General features: G+C 70.1%; 15 protein-coding genes and 1 rRNA gene. 14 read left to right on the top strand and 2 right to left on the bottom strand.

Annotated features, from left to right (window positions below; translation table 11 throughout):
* The first annotated feature begins 76 nt into the window (after positions 1-76).
* From pheS to H036_RS21775, 3 genes are all read left to right on the top strand, one after another.
* Positions 77-1,186: a phenylalanine--tRNA ligase subunit alpha gene (pheS, locus tag H036_RS0104280; protein ID WP_017933541.1), complete on the top strand. Its 1,110-nt coding sequence runs from the start codon at positions 77-79 to the stop codon at positions 1,184-1,186.
* Entirely contained in the window at positions 1,186-3,672 is a 2,487-nt protein-coding gene (gene pheT / locus H036_RS0104275; protein WP_017933540.1) for a phenylalanine--tRNA ligase subunit beta, read from the top strand. The genes pheS and pheT overlap by 1 nt, the downstream gene beginning before the upstream one ends.
* Before the next feature lie 206 nt (positions 3,673-3,878).
* Positions 3,879-6,830 (top strand): ATP-binding protein, encoded by a 2,952-nt coding sequence (locus H036_RS21775; protein WP_017933539.1) that lies wholly within the window; start codon positions 3,879-3,881, stop codon positions 6,828-6,830.
* Positions 6,831-6,837: 7 nt separating this feature from the next.
* Here the strand turns inward: H036_RS21775 and H036_RS0104265 are convergent, their stop codons facing one another.
* Positions 6,838-7,662, bottom strand: coding sequence for an ABC transporter permease (locus H036_RS0104265; protein WP_026145770.1), 825 nt, complete (start codon positions 7,660-7,662; stop codon positions 6,838-6,840).
* Entirely contained in the window at positions 7,659-8,660 is a 1,002-nt protein-coding gene (locus H036_RS0104260; protein WP_017933537.1) for an ATP-binding cassette domain-containing protein, read from the bottom strand. The genes H036_RS0104265 and H036_RS0104260 overlap by 4 nt, the downstream gene beginning before the upstream one ends.
* A gap of 79 nt (positions 8,661-8,739) precedes the next feature.
* On the opposite strand from H036_RS0104260, the gene argC reads away from it, so the two are divergent.
* The 11 genes from argC to H036_RS0104205 all read left to right on the top strand — a co-directional run.
* Positions 8,740-9,777: an N-acetyl-gamma-glutamyl-phosphate reductase gene (argC, locus tag H036_RS0104255; protein WP_017933536.1), complete on the top strand. Its 1,038-nt coding sequence runs from the start codon at positions 8,740-8,742 to the stop codon at positions 9,775-9,777.
* The gene (locus H036_RS21770) at positions 9,774-10,286 is read left to right on the top strand and encodes an ACT domain-containing protein (protein WP_017933535.1); all 513 of its coding nucleotides are present in this window, start codon (positions 9,774-9,776) and stop codon (positions 10,284-10,286) included. The genes argC and H036_RS21770 overlap by 4 nt, the downstream gene beginning before the upstream one ends.
* Positions 10,283-11,434 (top strand): bifunctional glutamate N-acetyltransferase/amino-acid acetyltransferase ArgJ, encoded by a 1,152-nt coding sequence (gene argJ, locus H036_RS0104245; protein ID WP_017933534.1) that lies wholly within the window; start codon positions 10,283-10,285, stop codon positions 11,432-11,434. Before H036_RS21770 ends, argJ begins: the two co-directional genes overlap by 4 nt.
* Positions 11,431-12,333, top strand: a complete 903-nt coding sequence (gene argB / locus H036_RS0104240) for an acetylglutamate kinase (RefSeq protein ID WP_017933533.1) — start codon at positions 11,431-11,433, stop codon at positions 12,331-12,333. Before argJ ends, argB begins: the two co-directional genes overlap by 4 nt.
* Positions 12,330-13,541 (top strand): acetylornithine transaminase, encoded by a 1,212-nt coding sequence (locus H036_RS0104235; protein WP_017933532.1) that lies wholly within the window; start codon positions 12,330-12,332, stop codon positions 13,539-13,541. Before argB ends, H036_RS0104235 begins: the two co-directional genes overlap by 4 nt.
* Entirely contained in the window at positions 13,538-14,521 is a 984-nt protein-coding gene (gene argF / locus H036_RS0104230; RefSeq protein ID WP_017933531.1) for an ornithine carbamoyltransferase, read from the top strand. The genes H036_RS0104235 and argF overlap by 4 nt, the downstream gene beginning before the upstream one ends.
* Positions 14,518-15,096 (top strand): arginine repressor, encoded by a 579-nt coding sequence (locus H036_RS0104225; RefSeq protein WP_017933530.1) that lies wholly within the window; start codon positions 14,518-14,520, stop codon positions 15,094-15,096. Before argF ends, H036_RS0104225 begins: the two co-directional genes overlap by 4 nt.
* The gene (gene argG, locus H036_RS0104220) at positions 15,093-16,538 is read left to right on the top strand and encodes an argininosuccinate synthase (RefSeq protein WP_017933529.1); all 1,446 of its coding nucleotides are present in this window, start codon (positions 15,093-15,095) and stop codon (positions 16,536-16,538) included. Before H036_RS0104225 ends, argG begins: the two co-directional genes overlap by 4 nt.
* Positions 16,538-17,962 (top strand): argininosuccinate lyase, encoded by a 1,425-nt coding sequence (gene argH, locus H036_RS0104215; RefSeq protein ID WP_017933528.1) that lies wholly within the window; start codon positions 16,538-16,540, stop codon positions 17,960-17,962. Before argG ends, argH begins: the two co-directional genes overlap by 1 nt.
* Before the next feature lie 16 nt (positions 17,963-17,978).
* Positions 17,979-18,566 carry a DNA-3-methyladenine glycosylase gene (locus H036_RS0104210; protein ID WP_017933527.1) on the top strand — a complete coding sequence of 196 codons (588 nt, stop codon included), beginning with the start codon at positions 17,979-17,981 and terminating at the stop codon, positions 18,564-18,566.
* Positions 18,567-18,964: 398 nt separating this feature from the next.
* Positions 18,965-19,146 (top strand): 16S ribosomal RNA (locus tag H036_RS0104205); the annotation flags it as partial.

Below are 19,146 nucleotides of genomic sequence, written 5' to 3'. Positions count from 1 at the left end.
ACCCGAACCCATTCGCTGTCGGGCCCGTTGCCTTCCTAGACTTGCCCCGCACGTCACCTGCTGGGGAAAGGCACCCATGTCCGGCCCGAACACCGACTACGACCCCGTGGAGGTCACTCCCTTGAAGGCCGAGGAGGTCGACGCCGCTCGCGACGCGGCCCTGGCCGCGATCGCGGCAGCCCAGGACCTGGAGGAGCTGAAGCAGGTCCGCATCGACCACGTCGGCGACAGGTCCGCGCTGGCGTTGGCCAACCGCGAGATCGGCGCCCTGCCACCCGCGGCACGCAAGGAGGCCGGCCAGCGCATCGGCCAGGCCCGCGCTGCGGTCAACAAGGCACTCGCCGAGCGCCAGGCCGTGCTCGAGGCCGAGCACGAGGCGCGCATCCTGGTGGAGGAGGCGGTCGACGTCACGCTGCCCACCGACCGGTGCCCCACCGGCGGCCGCCACCCGTTGACCACCGGCGCGGAGCTGATCGCCGACATCTTCGTGGCGATGGGCTGGGAGGTCGCCGAGGGTCCGGTGATCGAGGCCGAGTGGCTCAACTTCGACGCCCTCAACCTTGGTCCGGACCACCCGGCCCGGACGATGCAGGACACGTTCTGGACCGAGCCGGCCGAGAACCATCTCGTGCTACGCACCCACACCTCACCGGTCCAGGCGCGCACCATGCTCACGCGTGGTGTCACCGAGGATGCGCCGATCTACGTGGTGTGCCCCGGGCGGGTCTTCCGCACCGATGAGTACGACGCGACGCACAGCCCGATGTTCCACCAGGTCGAGGGTCTCGCCATCGACGAGGGCATCACCATGGCCCACCTCAAGGGCACCCTGGACCACTTCGCCTCCCAGATGTTCGGCGAGGGCATCACGACGCGCTTCCGGCCGTCGTACTTCCCCTTCACCGAGCCCTCGGCCGAGGTCGACCTGGTCTGCTTCGTGTGCCGCGGCATTGACTCCGAGGACTGCCGCACCTGCCGCGGTGAGGGCTGGATCGAGTGGGGCGGCTGCGGCATCGTCAACCCGCGCGTGCTCCGCGCCTGCGGCGTCGACGCCGATCGTTTCAGCGGCTTCGCGTTCGGCATGGGCATCGACCGGACCCTGATGTTCCGGCACGGCCTGGAGGACCTGCGCACGCTCTTCGAGGGCGACGTCCGCTTCACCACTGCTTTCGGATCGGAGATCTGATGAAGGCCCCCGTCTCCTGGATCAAGGAGTACGTCGACCTGCCCGCCGACCTCACCACCGAGGCGCTCACCGACCGGCTCACCGCCCTCGGCCTCAAGCTCGAGGCGATCGAGGCCGCCGGTGCCGGCATCCAGGGTCCGCTGGTCATCGGCCGGGTGCTGACCCAGGAGAAGGAGCCGCAGAAGAACGGCAAGGTGATCAACTGGTGCACCGTCGACGTCGGCGACGCCAACGGCACCGGCGAACCGCAGGGCATCGTCTGCGGCGCCCACAACTTCGGTCCCGGCGACAAGGTCGTGGTGATCCTCCCGGGAGGCGTGCTGCCCGGGAACTTCCAGATCGCCGCCCGCAAGACCTACGGCCACGTCTCCGCCGGCATGATCTGCTCCGCGGCCGAGCTCGGCCTGCCGGACGACGGGGCCCACGGCATCGTCGTGGTCCCGACCGACGGCCCGGAGCCGGGCACCGACGCGCGCGAGTTCCTCGGCTTCGGCGAGGAGGTCATCGAGTTCGAGATCAACCCCGATCGTGCCTACGCACTGAGCCTGCGCGGCATCGCTCGCGAGGCCGCCCTCGGCTTCGAGGCTCCCTACCGCGACCCGGCGCTGCGAGAGACCCCGGCCGCGAACGACGACGGCTACCCCGTCGTCATCGACGACGCGATCGGCTGCCCGGTGTTCGTGGCGCGCTCGGTCAGCGGCTTCGACCCCGCCACGCCGACCCCCGAGTGGATGGCGCGCCGGCTCGAGCAGGCCGGGATGCGGCCGATCTCACTGGCGGTCGACGTGACCAACTACGTGATGCTCGAGACCGGTCGACCCATCCACGGCTATGACCGTGACACGCTGCGGGGTCCGCTCCGGGTCCGTCGCGCGGCCGAGGGCGAGCGCATGACGACGCTCGACGGCACGGAGCGCACCCTCTCGGCGCTCGATCTCGTCGTCACCGACGACTCCGGCGTGATCGGGCTCGGCGGTGTGATGGGTGGCGCGACCACCGAGATGTCTGCCACCACGACCAACGTGCTGATCGAGGCGGCCCACTGGGACGCGGTGTCGATGTTCCGCACCGGCAAGCGCCACAAGATCAGCTCGGAGGCGGGCAAGCGCAACGAGCGCGGGGTCGACCCGACGATCTGTGAGGCCGCTGCCGACCGGGTGGTCGAGCTCCTGGTCGAGCTCGGTGGCGCGACCGCCGAGCCCGGCGTCACCGTCGTCGGCGTGCCGCCGCAGCCGGAGCCGATCGAGATCGGGACCGACCTGCCGGCACGGATCAGTGGCATGCCGATCCCAGCCGAGACGACGATCGCCCACCTCGAGGCGGTGGGCTGCGCGGTCACCGTCGCCGGCGACCGCGCGACCGCCACCCCGCCGCCGTGGCGACCTGACATCACCCAGCCCTACGACCTGGTGGAGGAGGTCGTCCGGATCGTCGGCTACGACCAGGTCCCCAGCGTGCTGCCGCGCCGGGCCACCGGTCGGGGCCTGACCCGGAGCCAGCGTCTGCGCCGCCGGGTCGGCCGCACGCTGGCCGGAGCCGGGCTGGTCGAGGTGATCAGCTTCCCGTTCGTCGGCGAGTCCACGTGGGAGGCCCTGGGCCTGCCGGCCGACGACCCGCGCCGCAACACCGTCGGCCTCGCGAATCCGTTGTCGGCCGAGGCCCCGGCGTACACGACCACCGTGCTGCCGGGCCTGCTCGAGGCTGCCGGCCGCAACCTCGGCCGAGGTGCCCCGGGCGTCGCGCTTTTCGAGACCCAGACCGTCGCGACGCCGTCCGAGGCGGGCGCCGCTCCGATCTACGGCGTCGACCGGCGCCCCACCGATGCGGAGCTGGAAGCCCTGCTCGCGGCCATCCCGAAGCAGTGGACCGAGCTCGGCGTCGTACTGGCGGGGGAGCACGAGCGGGCCGGCTGGTGGGGCCCCGCCCGGCCGGCGGGCTGGCAGGACGCCCTGGCCGTGGTCGACCGGCTCACCACGGAGCTCGGTGTGGAGATCACCGTCGAGTCGGCAGCCGTGATGCCGTGGCACCCCGGCCGCTGCGCGAAGGTGACGGCGGGGGAGACGGTTCTCGGCTTCGCCGGCGAGCTGCACCCCAACGTCTGTCGCAACTACGGGCTGCCCGAGCGCAGCGCCGCCGTCGTACTCGACCTCGACGCGCTGATCGGGCTCACGCCCGCGGTGACACCGGGGCCGACCTTCTCCACCATGCCGCTGGCCAAGGAGGACGTCGCGCTGGTGGTCGATCAAGCCGTCACCGTCGCGTCCGTCGAGGCCGCGCTGCGTGAGGGCGCTGGCGAGCTGCTGGAGTCGATCCGACTGTTCGACGTCTACGTCAGCGAGCAGCTGGGCAAGGACAAGAAGTCGCTGGCCTTCGCGCTGCGCTTCCGCGCTCCTGACCGGACGCTCACTGCTGAGGAGACGGCTGCCGCCCGCGACGCTGCGGTGGCCCGCGCGGCTGAGCGCACCGGCGCTGTGCAACGCGCCTGACGTCGAGAGGTCACTTTCTACGGCTCGAGAGGTCACTTCCGTCGACTCGAGTGGTCACACCCGGGCCGCCCTCCCTGCGGAATGTGACCCCTCGACCTGCGGAATGTGACCCCTCGACCTGCGGGATGTGACCTCTCGACCTGCGGAATGTGACCTCTCGCGTGGCTCGGCGGCGGTGACTCTCGCCAACCTGGCATGATCGCTCCGTGGTTCGACTGCGCGTCCTCGACGAGGTGACCTGGGACGGCAACCCGGTCCCCGGCGAGCGGACGCACGCCCTGCTCCGAGCGCTCGTCGAGGCCGGCAGCCGTGGCCTGGGGGAGCGGACGCTGGTCGAGGAGGTGTGGGCGGAGGACGCCCCGGCGAACCCGACCAAGGCGCTTCAGGTGGTTGTCTCGCGGGCCCGCGCCGCGACGGCCGCCCAGGCCATCGAACGAACCGGGCAGGGTTACCGGCTGGCCCTCGACCCTGCCGAGGTCGACGCGTGGTCGCTGCGCCCGGACGCGATGCGACTCGTCGCCGAGGGCAGGTACGCCGATGCGCTCCCGCTGCTGGACCAGCTGGCCCAGCTCGACGAGCACAGTGCTGACGACGAGGCGGTGGAGGCGCGACTGAGGGCGACGGCTGCGGTGCACGGGACCCCGGCCGCGTTGGACGCCTACGAGCTCTATCGTGAGCAGCTGGCCGACCGGCTGGGCATCGATCCCGCCCCGCGGCTCCAGCAGCTGCACCGTGAGCTGCTCGCCCGGGACGCACCGGTCCGTGCGGGGCTGCGCTTCGACGCCGACGAGATGATCGGTCGCGAGTCCGACGTGGCGGCGCTGGCCACGCTGGTGCGCGGACATCGGGTGGTCTCGATCGTCGGGGCCGGCGGACTCGGCAAGACCCGGCTGGCGCACCTGATGGGCCGACTGGCCGAGCAGCCGGTGGTGCACTTCGTGGAGCTCGTCTCGGTGACCAGCGACGACGGCGTCGCGGTCGAGGTCGCCGATGCGCTCGGCGCGCGTGAGTCGGTGGCGAGCCGCCGGACGGCGGTACCGAGCCGGACCGACCCGGTCGGTCGGATCGTCGAGCTCATCGGCACCGTCCCCACGCTACTCATCCTGGACAACTGCGAGCAGGTGGTCGAGGGCGTGGCCGACCTGGTCTCCGGGCTGATCGCCCGCACGCCTGCGCTCACCGTGCTGACCACCACTCGCATCTCGCTGGGCCTGGCGGCGGAGCGCACCTATCTGCTGCCCGAGCTCAGCATCGAGGACGCGGCAGCACTCTTCGTCGAGCGCGCCGAGGCCGCGCGTCCCGGCGCCGTACTGGATCCGGAGCGGGTGCGCGCGCTGGTCAGCCGCCTGGACGGCTTGCCACTGGCGGTCGAGCTGGCGGCGGCCAAAGTGCGGGTGATGAGCGTTGCGGAGATCGAGCGACGGTTGGAGAACCGGTTCGCCCTCCTGCGCGGCGGTGCCCGTGACGCGCCCGAACGGCACCAGACGCTGATCGCCGTCATCGACTGGTCCTGGAACCTCCTCACCGAGGACGAGCGGATCGCGCTGCGACGCCTCTCGGTCTTCCGGGACGGCTTCTCCCTCGACGGCGCCACGGCCGTCCTCGCCCCCGACAACGACGATGGTCACAGCGACGCGCTCGACGTGCTGATCGCGCTGGTCGAGCAGTCGCTGGTCGTGGTGGTCGAGGACGAGTCGCTGCGCTACAGGCTTCTGGAGACCGTCCGCGAGTTCGGTCGGATGCAGCTGGTCGATGCCGGCGACGACAGTGAGGCCAACGACAGGCTGCGGGCGTGGGCGGTGGCGCTGTGCCGGGACGCGCAGGCACGGCTCTTCAGCCGCGAGCAGGTCGCCACCATGACCCTGCTGAGGGCCGAGGAGGGCAACCTGGTCGAGGGCCTGCGGCACGCGGTGGCGGGTGAGGATGCGGAGGCCGCAGCAGCCTTGTTGGCCGCTCTGGTGGGCTTCTGGTCGGTCGAGGGCAGCCACCTCAAGATCCTCAACCTGGCGGTGCCGGTGCTGCCCCTGCTGACCGAGCGGCCGATCGTGCCCGGCAGTGAGGACGACCTGCGCGCCGCGCTCGCGAGCACCCTGCTCACCGCGCGGATCTTCAGCGGCGCCGGTCAGGAGGCGGGCATCGCCCGGTTGCGCGAGCTGGGCGCCGGGTCCGGCTCACCGCGGACTCGAGCGGGAGTGGTCGGACTGCTCGCGATGAGTGAGGTCGGGTCGGACGAGCAGATGGACGTTCTCGATCGCCTCACCGCGTCCGAGGACCGCTACGTCGCCGCCTGGGCATCGATCTGGGCGAGCCAGGCATGGGAGAACCTCGGCGACCTCGATGCGGCGGTGCGGTTGGGGGAGCAGGCCCTCGCGCTCGCCGACCCGGAGGACGGCCCCTGGGCGGTGGCACTGGTCCAGGCGCACCTGGCCGGCGTACTGCTGCAGTCGGGCCGGCGCGAGCAGGCCAGGACGTACGCCGAGGCAGCCATCCCGACGATGGCCGAGCTGGGCGCCGTCGAGGACTGGGCGCAGACCCGTGCGACCGTCGCCCTGGTCGCGATCGCGCAGGGTGAGCTCGACGAGGCCGAACGGACGCTCGACGAGCTGGGTCGCGACGACCGCATCGAGTCCGTCTTCGGCGGCGCGATCGGCTACCTGTGCGGCCGAGCCGAGCTGTTGTTGGCGCGCGGGCTGGTCGACGAGGGCCTCGAGGCCTATCGGGTCGCCGTGGGCCGCCTCAACGGCCAGACGATGCCCGGCGTCGATCTGGAGGGTCTGGAGCCCTGGGTGCTCTTCCCGCAGGCGGCCTCGGTCGCCGCGCACTGCCGCTACGGCCACCGGACCGCGGCACACAGTGCCCGCGACGACCTGCGAACCAAGGCCGCCGACGTCCTCGCGACCGCGGATCCCTACCTGGACCACCCGATCATGGGCGGTGTGCTCTTCGCACTGGCGGCGTGGGAGATCACCGGCGACCAGACGAGCGACGCCGGCCGCAGGCTCGTCGGCCTGGCCGAAGGGTTCAGCCTCAACCTGATGCTGCCCAGCCTCGACCCGGCGTGGCTGTTCGCCCTGACGGGCTCACCGGTGGCTGCGCTCGACCTACCACGGCAACAGCTGCGCGAGGAGGCGGTTGGCCTCCTCGCGCAGCTGGGCTGATCTCGGATCAGACCTTGCGGCTGTAGGACCGGATCGCGAGCGGGGCGAAGATCGCCACGATGACGAGGCAGCCCAGCAGCGCCCACGCGACGTTGGCGGTGATGTTGCCGTCGTTGATCAGGTCGCGTACAGCGTGGATGACCAGCGTCACCGGGTTGATGGCGACGAAGTGCTGGAGCCAGCCCGGCATGGTGTCCTTCGGCGTGAAGGCGTCGGAGAGGAACGTCAGCGGGAACATGATCATCATGCCGATGCCCTGGACCGCCTGGGCCGAGCGCGCGATCGTGCCGAGCCAGGCGAAGATCCACGACATCGACCAGCCGGCGATGATCACCAGCAGCCAGCCGAGCGTGATGCCGAGCACGCCGCCGCCCGGGCGGTATCCCATCGCGAACCCGGTGGCGAGCGTCAGGGTCGCGGCGATCCCGTAGCGGAGCACGTCGGCCAGCATCGGGCCGGCCAGCGGTGCGATCCGCGACATCGGCAGCGACCGGAAGCGGTCGAAGACGCCCTTCTCCATGTCCTCGCGCATCTGTGTCCCGGTCGCCATGCAGGCCGTGAGTGCGGTCTGCGCGAGGATGCCCGGGATCACGATCGGCAGGTAGTCCTTGACCGATCCCGACACGGCGCCGCCGAAGATGTAGCTGAACATCGCGGTGAACAGCAGCGGCTGGATGATCACATCGAAGAACTGCTCGGGGTTCCGGCGCATCTTCTTCAGCGCCCGCCACGCCATCGTGATCGTCTGCGAGACCGTCTCGCGCGGCGTGGGACGCGGTGTCAGCCGCTGCTTCGCAGCCTGGATGCTGCGCTCGGCCATGAGAGCACTCATCGGCGGGCCTCCTCGGACTCGGTCTCGCGGGCGTCGGACTGGGCATCGGGCTGGCCGGTGTCGTGGCCGGTCAGGGCCAGGAAGACCTCGTCCAGGGTGGGCTGCTGTACCGCGGCTGACGTGATGGACAGGCTCGCCTGCCGCAGCGCGATCAGTACGTCGGCGGCCTGGTTGGCATCCGGTAGTGGCACGTTGAGCCCGCCCGCCTCCGGGGTGAGGACCGGACTGCTGCCGGTGATGCGCTTGACCAGCAGCGCCGCCTCCTCGATCAGCGACTTGTCGCTGAGGCGAAGCTGCAGAGAGGACTCGCCGACGCTCGTCTTGAGGTCGGACGGCGTGCCTTCGGCGACCTTGAGGCCGCGGTCGATGACGGCGATCCGGTCGGCGAGCTGGTCGGCCTCGTCGAGATATTGCGTGGTCAGCAGGATGGTCGACCCGTTCGCGACCAGGTCGCGGATGGTGTCCCACATCTGGCTGCGGGTTCGCGGGTCCAGACCCGTGGTGGGCTCGTCGAGGAAGATCAGCGGGGGTGAGCTGATCAGCGAGGCACCCAGGTCCAGGCGTCGGCGCATGCCGCCGGAGTAGTCCTTGATCTGCTTGCCGGCGGCCTCGGTCAGTCCGAAGCGACCGAGCAGGTCGTCGGCGAGCGCCTTGGCCTGCTTGGACGAGCGGCCGTGGAGGCGTGCGAAGAGCCAGAGGTTCTCTGCGCCGGTCAGGTTCTCGTCGACGGAGGCGTACTGCCCCGTCACCCCGACGAGTTGCCGGATCTGGTGCGGCGAGGAGGCGACGTCGACGCCGAAGATGGAGGCGCGGCCGCCGTCGATGGGCAGCAACGTGGCGAGCATGGACAGGGTCGTGGTCTTGCCGGCGCCGTTGGGCCCCAGCACTCCGAAGACCTCGCCGGGCTCGATGGCCAGGTCGACGCCGCCCACGGCGGTGAAGTCACCGAAGCGCTTCACCAGGCCGGTGGCATCGACCGCCAGGTCAGAATTGGTCATGGCACTAGCCTGGGACACACCGGTTTCACCGCGCTTTCAATAAACCCCGCCGCGGTTTCATGCAAGACTGTGTATAGTCATGCACATGACCAAGGTGCGGGTAGCGGTAGCAGGAGCGAGCGGGTACGCCGGAGGCGAGATCCTCCGCCTGCTGTGCAGCCACCCGGCAGTCGAGATCGGCGCCCTGACGGGTGCCTCGAACGCGGGTCAGCTGCTCGGCGCGCTCCAGCCGCACCTCCTGCCGCTGGCGGACCGGGTGATCGAGGAGACCACTGTCGAGGTGCTCAGCGGGCACGACGTCGTCTTCCTGGCGTTGCCGCACGGTCAGTCCGGCGCGATGGCCGCGGCCCTGCCTGAGGGCACCGTCGTGATCGACTGCGGTGCTGACTACCGGCTCGCCGACCCGAGCCTGTGGGAGCGGTTCTACGGCTCGCCGCACGCGGGGACCTGGCCCTACGGGCTGCCGGAGCTGCCGGGTCAGCGGGCGAAGCTCGCCGGCGCCACGCAGGTCGCCGTACCGGGCTGCTACCCGACGGTCGCCACGCTGACCCTGGCGCCGGCGATCGAGGCCGGCCTGGTCGAGGCGGACGTGGTCGTCGTGGCCGCGTCCGGCACCTCGGGCGCAGGCAAGGCCGCCAAGACCCATCTGCTCGGCAGCGAGGTGATGGGTTCGGCGAGCGCCTACGGCGTCGGCGGGGTGCACCGGCACACCCCCGAGATCATCCAGAACCTCTCCGCCCTCACCGACGAGCAGGTCACCGTCAGCTTCACTCCGCTGCTGGTGCCGATGTCGCGCGGCATCCTGGCGACCTGCACCGCCAGGCTGCGCCCCGGCATCACGGCCGAGCAGGTCCGTGCCGCCTATGAGAAGGCGTACGCCGAGGAGCAGTTCGTACACCTGCTGCCCGAGGGCATCTGGCCGCAGACGCAGTCGGTGGCCGGCTCCAACGCCGTACACCTGCAGGTGACCGTCGACGAGGCGGCCGGCCGGCTCGTCGCCGTCGGTGCCATCGACAATCTCACCAAGGGCACTGCCGGCGCCGCCGTGCAGTGCATGAACCTCGCCCTCGGCCTCGATGAGGCCACCGGCCTGAGCACGATCGGACTGGCCCCGTGACCGACGAGACGAGCACCACCCAGAGCTGGAGCGAGCAGACCTTCACGCTCGCCGAGTACCCCGAGAAGCTCGCGATCGTGAAGCTGGGCCCCGGTGCCGAGATCCCCAAGTGGGCGGAGTCGTCCTCGCTGTTCTCGGTCACCGCGACAGCGAGCGAGACGAGCCTGATCTGTGCGGGCCGCTCGGTGCCGACCAAGACGCCGTCGATCCGGCCGCTGAAGGCTTTCCGCATCGTCGGGGAGCTGGACCCGTCGGCGATCGGCGTCCTGGCGGCGCTGCTGGTCCCGCTGGCCGAGGCGGGAGTGCCGGCGTACACGTTCTCGACCTTCGAGACCGACTGGATCCTGGTGCGGGTGATCGACTCCGAGCAGGCGGCCGAGGTGTGGCGACGACGAGGCCACACCGTCACCGCCGCCGTACCCGTCACCAAGGCCGAGTCCCGCAAGGCCGCGTCTCCTAAGAACGCGCCGGGCAAGGCCGCACCACGCAAGAAGGATTCGTCTCGATGAGCGTCACCCACCCGCAGGGCTTCCTCGCAGCAGGCGTCGCCGCCGGTCTCAAGTCGACGGGCAAGCCCGACCTGGCACTGGTCGCCAACCAGGGACCCTCGTTCGCCTCGGCCAGCGTCTTCACCAGCAACCGTTGCAAGGCCAACCCGGTGCTGTGGAGCCAGGAGGTCGTCAAGGACGGTGTCGTCAAGGCGGTCGTGCTGAACTCCGGTGGAGCCAACTGCTACACCGGCGCCGAGGGCTTCCAGACCACGCACCAGACCGCCGAGCGGGTCGGCGAGCATCTCGGCATCGGTGCCGGGGACGTGGTGGTCTGCTCCACCGGACTGATCGGCATGCTCAACCTCCGTGAGCACGTCCTTGCGGGCGTCGACGCCGCAGCCAAGGAGCTCAGCTCCGACGGCGGACCGGCCGCGGCCGAGGCGATCATGACCACCGACACCGTCGCCAAGCAGGTCGTCGTGGCCGGCGACGGCTGGTCCATCGGCGGGATGGCGAAGGGTGCGGGCATGCTCGCCCCGGCGCTGGCCACGATGCTCGTGGTCCTCACGACCGACGCCGACCTCACCGCCGAGGATCTCGACCAGGCGCTGCGCGCCGCCACCCGGGTGAGCTTCGACAGGCTGGACTCCGACGGCTGCATGTCGACCAACGACACCGTGACCCTGCTCGCCAGCGGCGCGAGCGGCGTCAAGCCGAGCGTCGAGGAGTTCACCGCCAAGCTGTCGCAGGCCTGCCAGGATCTCGCCCTGCAGCTCCTGCAGGACGCCGAGGGTGCCGACCACTCCATCGCCATCACCACGGTCAACGCCGCTTCCGAGGAGGACGCCGTCGAGGTGTCCCGCTCGGTGGCCCGCAGCAACCTGTTCAAGGCCGCGATCTTCGGCAAGGACCCCAACTGGGGCCGCATCCTGGCCTCGGTCGGCACCACCGCGGCCGCCTTCGACCCGGCCGACCTCGATGTCGCGCTGAACGGCGTGTGGGTCTGCAAGCAGTCGACGCCGGCCGAGGACGCCTCCCAGATCAGCCTGGAGGACCGCGACGTGACGGTCACGATCGACCTCAAGTCCGGTGGCGCTTCGGCGACCGTGTGGACCAACGACCTCACCCACGCCTACGTGCACGAGAACAGCGCCTACTCCTCATGAACGCACCCGTGAAGGCCAACGCGGCCGTCCTCGCCGCAGCGCTGCCGTGGCTGAAGAAGTACAACGGCAAGATCATCGTGATCAAGTACGGCGGCAACGCCATGGTCGACGAGAGCCTCAAGGCGGCGTTCGCCGAGGACATCGCCTTCCTCCGCCTGGCCGGCTTCAAGCCGGTGGTGGTGCACGGCGGCGGCCCGCAGATCTCCCGGATGCTCGATCGGCTCGGCATCGAGTCGGAGTTCCGCGGCGGCCTGCGCGTCACCACCCCGGAGGCGATGGACGTCGTACGGATGGTGCTGGTCGGCCAGGTCCAGCGCGAGCTGGTCGGGCTGCTCAACCAGCACGGTCCGCTCGCCGTCGGACTATCCGGTGAGGACGCCGGACTGTTCACCGCCAGCCGGACCAACACCATCGTGGACGGCGAGGAGGTCGACCTCGGTCTCGTCGGCGAGGTCAGCGGCGTGCGGCCCGACGCCGTGCTCGACCTGATCGAGGCCGGCCGGATCCCGGTCATCTCCTCGATCGCGCCGGACGTGTCAGGCCAGGTGCACAACGTCAACGCCGACACCGCCGCGGCGGCCCTCGCGGTCGCCCTCAAGGCGGAGAAGCTGCTCGTCCTGACCGACGTGGAGGGGCTCTACCGCGACTACGGCAACTCCGACGACCTCGTCCAGGAGATCAGCCCGGAGACGCTGGAGAAGCTGATGCCGACCCTGGCCAGCGGCATGGTCCCGAAGATGGGCGCCTGCCTGCAGGCGGTGCAGGGCGGCGTCCCTCGCGCCACCGTCGTCGACGGTCGCGAGCAGCATGCGGTGCTGCTGGAGATCTTCACCGACGAGGGAATCGGCACCCAGGTGCTGCCCGGCGTGGACACCAAGCTGAGGAAGGCACGGGCATGACCACCGCATCGAGCACATCGAGCGAGTCGAGCCAGGAGCGCTACCAGCACGCGCTGATGAACACCTTCGGCGCGCCCAAGCTCATCCTCACCCGCGGCCAGGGGGCCCGGGTCTGGGACGAGGACGGCAAGGAGTACGTCGATCTCCTCGGCGGCATCGCCGTCAACGCCCTCGGCCACGGTCACCCCGCACTGGTGAAGGCGGTCGCCGAGCAGTTGTCGACACTCGGCCACATCTCGAACTTCTTCGCGTCCGGACCGCAGATCCAGCTCGCCGAGAAGCTCATCTCGCTGCTCCAGCCCGCGAGTGGTGTCGGGAGCCGTCCGGCGAAGGTGTTCTTCACCAACTCCGGCACCGAGGCCAACGAGGCCGCGTTCAAGCTGACCCGTCGGACCGGTCGCACCCACCTGGTCGCGATGAAGAGCTCCTTCCACGGCCGCACCATGGGGGCCCTCGCGCTGACCTCCAAGGAGGCCTACCGTGCGCCGTTCGAGCCGCTGCCGGGCGACGTCACGTTCGTCGAGTACGGCGACGCCGCGGCCCTCGCGGCCGCCGTCACCGACGAGACGGCGGCGATCGTGGTCGAGCCGCTCCAGGGCGAGGCCGGCGTGGTCGTGCCACCGGCCGACTTCCTGGCCAAGGCCCGCGCCATCGCGGACGAGCACGGCGCCCTGCTGTGGCTCGACGAGGTCCAGACCGGTATGGGCCGCACCGGTGCGTGGTTCGCGCACACCGCCTCGGGCGCCACCCCTGACATCGTCACCCTGGCCAAGGGCCTGGGTGGCGGCTTCCCGATCGGGGCCTGCATCGGTCTCGGTGACGCCGCCGACCTGCTGCAGCGCGGCAACCACGGCAGCACGTTCGCCGGCAACCCGCCGGCCTGTGCTGCGGCGCTCGCAGTGATCGCCACGATCGAGACCGAGGGCCTGCTGGAGCGGGCCACCATGGTCGGCGAGAAGCTGCGTGACGGTCTCGCCGCCGATCCCCGAGTCACGGCGGTGACCGGCGAGGGTCTGCTGATCGGTGTGGTGACGACAGTCGACACCGCGAAGATCGCCGCTGCAGCGCTGGCGCAGGGCTTCATCGTCAACAACGCGACCCCCGACCGCATCCGGCTGGCCCCGCCGCTGGTGCTCACCGACGAGGACGTCGCAGCGTTCCTTGCGGCTTGGCCGACGATCCTCGACGCGGCGGAGGCCCTGGCATGAGCAGCGCCGTCCGGTCGTTCCTGCGTGACGATGACCTGAGTCCGGCCGAGCAGTCGCACGTCCTCGATCGTGCTGCCGCGCTGAAGGCCGCGCCGTACGACCACAAGCCGTTGGCCGGTCCTCGTACCGTCGCGACGATCTACGACAAGCCGACGCTGCGCACCCAGTCGTCCTTCGCGGCCGGCATCGCCGAGCTCGGCGGCTTCCCGATGCTGGTCGACGGCGCGCTCGCTGGCATCGGTGTCCGCGAGTCGGTCGCCGACGTCGCCCGCGTGCTCGGCCGGCAGGCCGGCGTCATCGTGTGGCGAACGTTCGCCCAGGTCAAGCTCGACCAGATGGCCGCGTACGCCGGTGTTCCCGTCGTCAATGCGCTCACGGACGAGTTCCACCCCTGCCAGCTGCTCGCCGACCTGCTCACCATCAGGGAGCACAAGGGCACCCTCGCCGGGCTGACGGTGGCCTTCCTCGGCGACGCCGCCTGCAACATGGGCAACTCCTGGGCGCTGGCAGGTGTCACCGCCGGCATGCACGTGCGGTTCGGCGCACCAGAGGGCTACGTCCCGGACACCGAGGTGCTCGCGCGGGCCGACGAGATCGGCAAGGCGACCGGCGGCAGCGTGGAGCTGCACACCGACGCCTCCAGCGCCGTCGCCGACGCCGACGTGCTGGTGACCGACACCTGGGTGAGCATGGGCAAGGAGGACGAGGCGGCGGCGCGCACCGCCGTGTTCTCGCCGTACTCGCTGACCACGGCGCTCGTCTCCCGCGCCAAGCCCGACGCGATCGTGCTGCACTGCCTGCCCGCCTACCGCGGCAAGGAGATCGACGCCGAGGTGCTCGACGGGCCGCAGAGCGTGGTCTGGGACGAGGCCGAGAACCGTCGGCACGCGCAGAAGGCGATCCTGGCCTTCCTGGCCGAGCAGAGCGGCATCTCCGCTCCGTCCGCCGAGCTTGTCGAGGCGCACGGAACATCACGATGACCGAGCAGGCCACCCGCCCGGCGACCAAGAACGCCCGCCACCAGCTCATCGTCGACCTGGTCTCCAGTCACGAGATCAAGTCGCAGACCGAGCTGGCCGACCTGCTCGCCGGCAACGGCGTCAAGGTTACCCAGGCGACCCTCTCCCGGGACCTGGTGGAGCTGGATGCCGTCAAGGTCCGGGCGGCCTCCGGGGTGCTCGTCTACGCCGTGCCCGGCGAGGGTGGCGACCGGCGGCCGGTCAGCGCGGGGGAGTCCGCGGCCACGCGGTCGCGACTGGCCCGGCTCTGCGGCGAGCTGCTGGTCAGCGCGGAGGCCAGCGCGAACCTGGTCGTCCTCCGCACCCCGCCAGGCGCCGCCCAGTTCCTGGCCAGCGCCTTCGACAAGGCAGAGTTTCCTGACATCCTCGGCACGATCGCCGGTGACGACACCGTGCTGGTGATCGGCCGTGACCCGCAGGGAGGCGAGGACCTGGTTCGCAGGTTCCTCGCGCTAGCGCAACACACCGGGACGTCGGGCGAGGAGCCTCACGACCACCACGACGACAACACAGAACACTCGGAAGAGGAGCAATGAGCAAGGTCCTGACCTCCCTGCCCCAGGGCGAGCGCGTCGGCATCGCGTTCTCCGGAGGCCTCGACACCTCGGTCGCGGTCGCCTGGATGCGCTCGAAGGGCGCCATCCCCTGCACCTACACGGCCGACATCGGGCAGTACGACGAGCCGGACATCTCCGGCGTCCCCGATCGGGCCAAGCAGTACGGCGCGGAGATTGCCCGTGCCGTCGACATCAAGCCGCAGCTGGTCGAGGAGGGTCTGGCCGCGCTGGCGTGCGGCGCGTTCCACATCCGCTCCGGCGCGAGGGCCTACTTCAACACCACGCCGCTGGGTCGCGCGGTGACCGGCACGATGCTGGTCCGCGCGATGCAGGCCGACGAGGTCAACATCTGGGGCGACGGCTCGACCTACAAGGGCAACGACATCGAGCGGTTCTACCGCTACGGCCTGATGGCCAACCCCGAGCTGCGGATCTACAAGCCGTGGCTGGACGCCGACTTCGTCACCGAGCTCGGCGGCCGTCACGAGATGAGCGAGTGGCTGGTCGCCAACGGCCTGCCCTACCGCGACTCGACCGAGAAGGCCTACTCCACCGACGCCAACATCTGGGGTGCCACCCACGAGGCCAAGACGCTGGAGCACCTCGACGTCTCGCTGGAGACCGTCGAGCCGATCATGGGCGTGAAGTTCTGGGACCCGAGTGTCACGGTCGAGACCGAGGACGTCACCGTCAGCTTCGAGGCCGGTCGCCCCGTGGCGATCAACGGCAAGCGGTACGACACGGCTTCGGATTCTGGGGCAGTGGCGCTGGTCCTCGAGGCGAACGCCGTCGGAGGCCGCCACGGGCTGGGCATGTCGGACCAGATCGAGAACCGGATCATCGAGGCGAAGTCGCGCGGGATCTACGAGGCGCCGGGCATGGCGCTGCTGTTCGCGGCGTACGAGCGACTGCTCAATGCCGTGCACAACGAGGACACCCTCGCGAACTATCACACCGAGGGCCGAAAGCTCGGCCGGCTGCTCTACGAGGGCCGTTGGCTCGACCCCCAGGCGCTGATGCTGCGGGAGTCGATCCAGCGTTGGATCGCCTCGCTGGTCACCGGCACCGTCACGCTGCGGCTGCGTCGTGGCGACGACTACACGATCCTCAAGACCGAGGGCGCCAACTTCTCCTACCACCCGGAGAAGCTCTCGATGGAGCGCGTCGAGAACGCCGCGTTCGGTCCGACCGACAGGATCGGCCAGCTCACGATGCGCAACCTCGACATCGCCGACTCCCGCGCCAAGCTGGAGCTCTACGCCAGCCAGCCTCTCGACCAGGGCACGGTCCTCGTCGAGAACGGCACCTTGTTCGGGGAGCTGCCGGCCGGCGGGTTCGACCAGATCGCGGCGAACGCCGAGGTCGACGCCGAGGCGGAGGCAGTGCTGGACGAGGCAGCGATGGAGCTCGGGACCGACTGATGGGGGAGCTGTCTTCCACCAACGAGGGCAAGCTCTGGGGAGGCCGGTTCGCCGGTGGCCCCAGCCCGGAGCTCGAGCGGCTCTCCCGTTCGACGCACTTCGACTGGCGGCTGGGCCTCTACGACCTGGCCGGGTCGCACGCCCACGCCAAGGCGCTCGGTGCCGCCGGACTGCTGACGGCGGATGAGGAGCTGGAGCTGCACCGCGGGCTCGACGTACTCGCCGCGAAGTGGACCTCGGGCGAGCTGCGTCCAGCCGAGTCCGACGAGGACGTGCACGGTGCGCTGGAACGCCTGCTCATCGAGGAGGTCGGACCGGAGGTCGGCGGCAAGCTGCGCGCCGGGCGCTCGCGCAATGACCAGATCGCGACGCTGTTCCGGTCCTACCTGCTGGACCACGGCCGGGTCGTCGCCGGTCTGGTGCTCGACCTGATCGACGCCCTTGCGGCCCAGTCCGAGGCCCACCTCGGCGACATCATGCCGGGGCGTACGCACCTCCAGCACGCCCAACCGGTGCTGCTCTCGCATCATCTGCTCGCCCATGCCTGGGCGCTGCTGCGTGACGTCGACAGGTTTGGTGACTGGCGGGAGCGGGTGCAGGGCGACTCCCCGTACGGCTCGGGTGCGCTCGCGGGGCAGAGCCTGGGCCTGGACCCGGAGCTGGTCGCCCGTGAGCTCGGCTTCACCGGCTCGACGGCGAACTCCATCGACGGCACCGCGTCCCGCGACTTCGTCGCCGAGTTCGCGTTCGTGTGTGCGCAGGTCGGCGTCGACGTCAGCCGGATCGCGGAGGAGGTGATCCTGTGGGCGACCAGGGAGTTCGACTTCGTCACGCTGCACGACTCGTGGTCGACGGGATCCTCGATCATGCCGCAGAAGAAGAATCCGGACATCTCCGAGCTCGCGCGGGGCAAGGCAGGTCGCCTCATCGGCAACCTCACCGGCCTGCTCGGCACCCTCAAGGCACTCCCTCTCGCCTACAACCGCGATCTCCAGGAGGACAAGGAGCCGGTCTTCGACTCCGTCGACACCCTCGAGGTGCTGCTGCCGGCGTTCACGGGCCAGATGGCCACCCTGGTCTACAACACCGCCCGGATGGCCGAGCTGGCCCCCCAGGGCTTCTCGCTGGCGACGGACATCGCCGAGTGGCTGGTGCGCGAGGGCATCCCGTTCCGGATCGCCCACGAGGTGGCGGGCGCCTGCGTGCGGGCGGCCGAGACCAAGGGGACCGACCTTGACGGGTTGACCGATGAGGAGTTCGCTGCCATCTCGCCGGCCCTCACGCCACAGGTCCGGCTGGTGCTGACGGCGGAGGGGTCCGTGGCCTCGCGCAACGGCCGCGGCGGCACCGCACCTGAGCGGGTCGCCGAGCAGCTCGCCGAGCTACGGACGCGCAGCGCGGTCTTCCGCGAGCGGCTTGCCTGAGAGTGGAGAGCACGCTGTGAACCTCGAGGAGGCGCTGGTGGGACCGGTCGAGCTGGTCGCGCCGCGCCTCCTCGGTGCTTTTCTCACCCATGCCGGTGTGACGGTTCGGCTGACCGAGGTCGAGGCGTACGGCGGAGCAGCCGACCCGGGCTCGCACGCCTATCGCGGCCCGACCGGTCGCAACCAGGTGATGTTCGGTCCCGCCGGCCACCTGTACGTGTACTTCACCTACGGGATGCACACCTGCGCGAACGTCGTGTGCGGCCCCGAAGGGGACGCCTCGGCGACGTTGCTGCGGGCGGGCGAGGTCGTCTCCGGCATCGAGCAGGCCCGGGAGCGGCGTCCGGGAGCGCGTGACAGGGACCTGGCGCGCGGCCCGGCGCGCCTGTGCCGGGCGCTCGACATCCGCCTCGACGACAACGGCGCCGGCCTGTGTGGCGACGACTTCAGCCTGAGCCTGCCTGAGACACCGCCGACGGACGTCGCCACCGGCCCCCGGGTGGGACTACGAGGTGCTCCGGAGCGACCGTGGCGGTTCTGGGCATCCGGGGAGCCGAGCGTGTCGACCTACCGCCCCGCGAAGGGCCTCGCGCGACCTTCCTGAGCGTGGAGCGAGCTCGATTTGGCCTGCCTGACACACGCATGTAATGTTCTCTTTGTCGCCGGGTGCGACACCCAAACCGAACGCCGCGAGGCACAACGAACTGGGTGTAGCGCGTGGGTGACAGCGGGTCGGACGAGCCGGAGTCAGCGCCAAGTTGACGCCGGGGCGGCGAACCGGTAAGTTTTTGCAGGTTGCCCCGCAGCCAAGCCGCAAGGCAGAGCGCGGTGCGCGTGTGATTCTTGAGAACTCAACAGTGTGTCATAGTCGACGAATTAGTTTGTTATGCCCCGTTACCTTCGGGTGATGGTTTTGACAATGAATTCTGGCAATATGTCAGGTTCTCTTGTTCAGGCATCTCTTTGTCCCGGCTGGCCTTTGGGTTGGTTGGGTTTTGTTTTTCTACGGAGAGTTTGATCCTGGCTCAGGACGAACGCTGGCGGCGTGCTTAACACATGCAAGTCGAGCGGAAAGGCCTTTCGGGGTACTCGAGCGGCGAACGGGTGAGTAACACGTGAGTAATCTGCCCTGCACTCTGGGATAGCCACCGGAAACGGTGATTAATACCGGATATGACAATCTT

The organism is Nocardioides sp. Iso805N, from assembly GCF_000364605.1.
Lineage (GTDB): Bacteria > Actinomycetota > Actinomycetes > Propionibacteriales > Nocardioidaceae > Nocardioides.
Note: the sequence above shows the minus strand (reverse complement) of the source record. Positions and strands in the feature narration are given on the sequence as shown.

Coding starts and splice junctions, on each gene's coding strand:
- pheS (WP_017933541.1), top strand. CDS start 77: ATGTCCGGCCCGAACACCGACTACGACCCCGTGGAGGTCACTCCCTTG.
- H036_RS0104265 (WP_026145770.1), bottom strand. CDS start 7,662: ATGAGTGCTCTCATGGCCGAGCGCAGCATCCAGGCTGCGAAGCAGCGG.
- argJ (WP_017933534.1), top strand. CDS start 10,283: ATGAGCGTCACCCACCCGCAGGGCTTCCTCGCAGCAGGCGTCGCCGCC.
- argB (WP_017933533.1), top strand. CDS start 11,431: ATGAACGCACCCGTGAAGGCCAACGCGGCCGTCCTCGCCGCAGCGCTG.
- H036_RS0104235 (WP_017933532.1), top strand. CDS start 12,330: ATGACCACCGCATCGAGCACATCGAGCGAGTCGAGCCAGGAGCGCTAC.
- H036_RS0104260 (WP_017933537.1), bottom strand. CDS start 8,660: ATGACCAATTCTGACCTGGCGGTCGATGCCACCGGCCTGGTGAAGCGC.
- argG (WP_017933529.1), top strand. CDS start 15,093: ATGAGCAAGGTCCTGACCTCCCTGCCCCAGGGCGAGCGCGTCGGCATC.
- pheT (WP_017933540.1), top strand. CDS start 1,186: ATGAAGGCCCCCGTCTCCTGGATCAAGGAGTACGTCGACCTGCCCGCC.
- H036_RS0104225 (WP_017933530.1), top strand. CDS start 14,518: ATGACCGAGCAGGCCACCCGCCCGGCGACCAAGAACGCCCGCCACCAG.
- argC (WP_017933536.1), top strand. CDS start 8,740: ATGCACATGACCAAGGTGCGGGTAGCGGTAGCAGGAGCGAGCGGGTAC.
- argH (WP_017933528.1), top strand. CDS start 16,538: ATGGGGGAGCTGTCTTCCACCAACGAGGGCAAGCTCTGGGGAGGCCGG.
- argF (WP_017933531.1), top strand. CDS start 13,538: ATGAGCAGCGCCGTCCGGTCGTTCCTGCGTGACGATGACCTGAGTCCG.